At 69.4% G+C, this 3,979-nt stretch carries 5 protein-coding genes and 1 pseudogene; 5 read left to right on the top strand and 1 reads right to left on the bottom strand.

All coding sequences use genetic code 11. The features are described 5' to 3' along the window. Window positions 1-530, top strand: a pseudogene (locus VTU_RS0104785) (lipopolysaccharide assembly protein LapB); the annotation flags it as partial. A 48-nt stretch (window positions 531-578) separates the two neighbouring features. On the opposite strand, the gene VTU_RS0104790 reads toward VTU_RS0104785, so the two are convergent. Beyond that, a complete protein-coding gene (locus VTU_RS0104790; RefSeq protein WP_010101380.1) occupies window positions 579-764 on the bottom strand; it encodes a helix-turn-helix domain-containing protein in 186 nt (61 codons plus the stop codon). Window positions 765-814: 50 nt separating this feature from the next. Between VTU_RS0104790 and VTU_RS0104795 the strand changes: the two genes are divergently transcribed. The 4 genes from VTU_RS0104795 to pcnB form a co-directional block, all read left to right on the top strand. Further along, on the top strand, window positions 815-1,051 hold the full coding sequence (locus tag VTU_RS0104795) for a 4-hydroxybenzoate 3-monooxygenase (protein WP_010101381.1): 237 nt from the start codon (window positions 815-817) through the stop codon (window positions 1,049-1,051). Window positions 1,052-1,288: 237 nt separating this feature from the next. Further along, entirely contained in the window at window positions 1,289-1,999 is a 711-nt protein-coding gene (hda, locus tag VTU_RS0104800; RefSeq protein WP_010101382.1) for a DnaA regulatory inactivator Hda, read from the top strand. Window positions 2,000-2,025: 26 nt separating this feature from the next. After that, window positions 2,026-2,757 carry an HAD family hydrolase gene (locus tag VTU_RS0104805; protein WP_010101383.1) on the top strand — a complete coding sequence of 244 codons (732 nt, stop codon included), beginning with the start codon at window positions 2,026-2,028 and terminating at the stop codon, window positions 2,755-2,757. 30 nt (window positions 2,758-2,787) lie between these two features. Next, on the top strand, window positions 2,788-3,979 hold a 1,192-nt coding region (gene pcnB / locus VTU_RS0104810), incomplete at its 3' end, for a polynucleotide adenylyltransferase PcnB (protein WP_010101384.1).

Consider the following 3,979-nt stretch of genomic DNA (forward strand, 5'->3'; position numbering starts at 1 on the left):
CCGCCCCCGAGGCGGCACGCGCGCGCATCGAGCTGGCCCGGTTGCAGCGCCTGATGGGCCAACCCGATGCGCTGCTGGCGACGCTCAAAACGCTGGCCGCGCACAACCCCGCCGCATTGCCGCTGGCGGCCCCGCTGATGGTCGAGGCGGCCAGCGCCACGGGGCGCGTGGCCGAGGTGCAAGAGCTGCTGCAGGCGCATTACGCGCAGGCGCCATCGCTCGACGTGCTCGAAAGCATCGTGCTCCTGGAGACGGCCGACGAGGCCACACGCGCCACCGCCCGGCAACGCTATGTGCAGCACCTGGACAAGGAGCGCTCCCTGGTTGCCACGGCCAAATGGCTGGCGACCGAAAAACTGGAGCACGAGGAGTTCCACCCGCAGATCGAGCGCGCGCTCGAGCATGCCGTGAAACCGTTGCTGCGCTACCGCTGCGCCGCCTGCGGCTTCGAGGCCCGCCGGCATTTCTGGCAATGTCCGGGCTGCCAGACTTGGGACAGTTACCCGGCCCGCCGCGTCGAGGAGCTGTAAAGCGCCGGCAAGAGCCGGGCCCCGCCGCAAGGGGCGCGGACGGTTCTCTCATTTTCCGGCCCTGCCCGATCCCGATCCCGCTACCGGCGCCTGCGTCCGAAAGCTCCGGGGCGACAGCCCCGCGTCGCGGGTGAAGGCACGGCTGAAGTACGCGGGGTCGGCGTAGCCCAGGGCATAGGCAATCGTGGCGATGCTCAGGTGGGTGTAGGCCAGATTGCGCCGCGCCTCGCGCATGAGCCGGGCCTCGATCAGGCGCAGCGGACATCCATTACCTGTACCACGCCATGCTGGCGCACTACCGGGAGGGCGAGAGCGCGGGGCTCGACAACTACTCCGGCAAAGCGCTGGCGCGGGTGTGGAAGGCACAGCGCTTTTCATGGTGGATGACGGGCATGCTGCACAGCTTCCCCGATGCCATCGAATACGACCGGAAACTGCAGGACACGGAACTGGCCTATCTGTTCTCCTCCGAAGCAGCGCAGCGTTCGCTGGCCGAAAACTACGTCGGCCTGCCGTTCTGAGGCTCTGCGCCCACGCGGTTTGTGACTAGAATCGGTCCCCGCGTCGCTGCTCCCGCCGCGCCTCCCGCGCAGGCTTGGGGGCCATGGCAGTGCGCCGTGCGCCGCTCCTTCGCCACGCTCTGCTGCAGCCATCTGCGGCCGGGCGCCCCTCCATTCATCCATGATGCCGCTGCCCATCCTGTCCCTGTCCGCTGCTCCCACGCCAACCGGCCCGCACCTGCGGCCCGGGGGCTGCGCATGAAGCAACTGGCGCTGGATATCGGCTTGGCCACAGGGCCCACGCTGGGGCGTTTCTTTGCCGGCCCGAATGGCGCCGCCTTGCAGCACCTGCGTCTGGCAGCCGGGGATGGCGGCGGCCAAGCCACACACGCACCGCTGCCCACCTACCTCTGGGGCGGGTCCGGCAGCGGCAAGACCCATCTGCTCGAGGCGGTGCGCCAGGCCCTGCGCGAGCAGGGCGGCGGCGTGGGCTGGCTGGACCCGGGTGTGGTCCAGTCCCCGGCCGCGCCGGATTTCGACGAAACCTGGACCGCAGTGCTCATGGACGACGTGCACCTGTACGACCCCGCCCAGCAGGCCATGGCCTTCAACTGGTTCGTCAACGCCATCAGCCCCGCCAACGGCCCGCAGCGCTGGGTGCTCGCCGCCGGCCGCCTGCCGCCTGCGGACCTGCCTTTGCGCGACGACCTGCGCAGCCGCCTGGGCTGGGGCCATGTGTTCCAGCTCCAATTGCTCGACGAGGCCGAGCGCCGCGCCGTGCTGCGCCAGGAAGCCGACGCCCGGGGCGTGTTCCTGGGCGATGAGGTCATGGACTACATGCTGCGCCGCTTCGCGCGCGACCTGGGCAGCCTCATGCAACTGCTCGACCAACTCGACGCCTTTGCCCTGCGCACGCAGCGCGCCATCACCATCCCGCTGCTCAAGAGCATGCTCCAGGAGGTGCAGTGATGCCCCGCCTTCTTTCGTGGATCTGAATGACCTCTGACACCCCCACCCGCCGCCTGCGGCTGACGCTGTTCGACCTTGACCACACGCTGCTGCCCATCGATTCGGACCATGCCTGGGGCGCGTTCACCGTCCGCATCGGCTGGAGCGATGCGGCGCAGTTTGCGCAGCGCAACGACAGGTTCCTTGCCCACTACCAGGCGGGAACGCTCGACGTGCACGACTACGTGCGCTTTGCCACCGAAGCGCTGCGCCTGCGGGGACCCGATGCAGCCGCGGCCGCCCACGCGCAGTTCATGCGCGAGGTCATCGGTCCGGCCATCCTGCCCCAGGCGCTGGCCTTGGTGCGCACGCACCAGGCCGCGGGGGACGAGGTGCTGATCGTCACCGCGACGAATGAATTCGTGACGCGCCCCATCGCCCGGGCGCTGGGCGTGGGCGACGCCGGGCTGCTGGCCATGCAGTTGGCGCGCGATGCCGGCGGCTGGTACAGCGGCGAGATCGACGGCGTTCCCACCCTGCGCGCGGGCAAGGTGCGGCGCATGGAACAATGGCTCGCCGAGCGGCAACTGGCCTGGGAAGATGTCGAGAGCCGGTTCTACAGCGACTCCATGAACGACCTGCCGCTGCTCGAGAAGGTCGATCACCCCGTGGCCACCAACCCCGAACCGCGCCTGCGCGCGCTCGCCCGGGAACGCGGCTGGCGCATACTGGATCTGTTCGGAGCCCCTCCTGCCGCCGATGCGCCCCCATCCTCCTGATCCCCCGCTGCCTGCGTTCACTGCATACCCATGATCAAGAAGTTCATCGACAAGCTGCTGGGCAAATCGACGCCCGGCGCCCCGGGCAGCAAGCCGCATTTCGGCAAGCGCGAAGAGGTTCCGGCCTCGGTCCACGGAATCGACCCCGGTCTGGTGGACCCCCACGCCGCCGAGGTCGTGGCCACGCTCAAGCAGGCCGGGTTTGACGCCTACATCGTCGGCGGCGCCGTGCGCGACCTGCTGCTGGGCCTGCGCCCCAAGGACTTCGACGTGGCGACGAATGCCACGCCCGAGCAGGTCAAGCGCCTGTTTCGCCGCGCCTTCATCATCGGCCGGCGCTTTCGCATCGTGCACGTCGTGCATGGCCGGGGCCGCGAGCATGAGGTGACCGAGGTCGCCACCTTCCGCGCCTACCTGGACAACGCCGCCGCGGACCAGGTCGCAGGCAACGAGAAGACCAGCCGGGCGCAGCTGTCGGGCATGCAGCATGCCGTGGACGCCAGTGGCCGCGTGCTGCGCGACAACGTCTGGGGCCCGCAGGACGAAGACGCCACACGCCGCGACTTCACCGTAAACGCCATGTACTACGACCCGGTGGGCCAGATCGTCGTCGACTACCACAAGGGCCTGCGCGACGCCAAGAAGAAGACCTTGCGCATGATTGGCGATCCGGCCGCGCGCTACCGCGAAGACCCGGTGCGCATCCTGCGCGCCGTGCGCTTTGCGGCCAAGCTCAGCCCCCTGGGCTTTGGCATCGAGGCCAAAACCGCCGCCCCACTGGTGCAGTCGCAGGCGCTGCTCGCCGACGTGCCGCAGAGCCGCATGTTCGATGAAATGTTCAAGCTGCTGCAAACGGGCCACGCCATCGCCACCATCGGGCAACTGCGCAAGCTCGGCCTGGCCCGGGGCATCTACCCGCTGCTCGACCTGACCGTGGAACGTGCCGAATCGGCCCTCGTGCAGGCCGCGCTGCTCGACACCGACCGCCGCGTCGGCCAGGGCAAATCCGTGGCCCCGAGCTTTCTGCTCGCCTGCGTGCTCTGGGAGGACGTGCGCCGGGGCTGGACCGGGCGCCTGAACCAGCGCCAGCACCCACAGCCCGCGCTGCAAGAGGCCATCGACGAGGTGTTCGAGCAGCGCATCGGCGAGGTCTCGGGCCGCGGCAAGCTGGCCGCCGACATGCGCGAGATCTGGGCGTTGCAGCCGCGCTTTGAAAAGCGCG

This window comes from Verminephrobacter aporrectodeae subsp. tuberculatae At4, assembly GCF_000193225.1.
GTDB classification, from domain to species: Bacteria; Pseudomonadota; Gammaproteobacteria; order Burkholderiales; family Burkholderiaceae_C; genus Acidovorax; species Acidovorax aporrectodeae.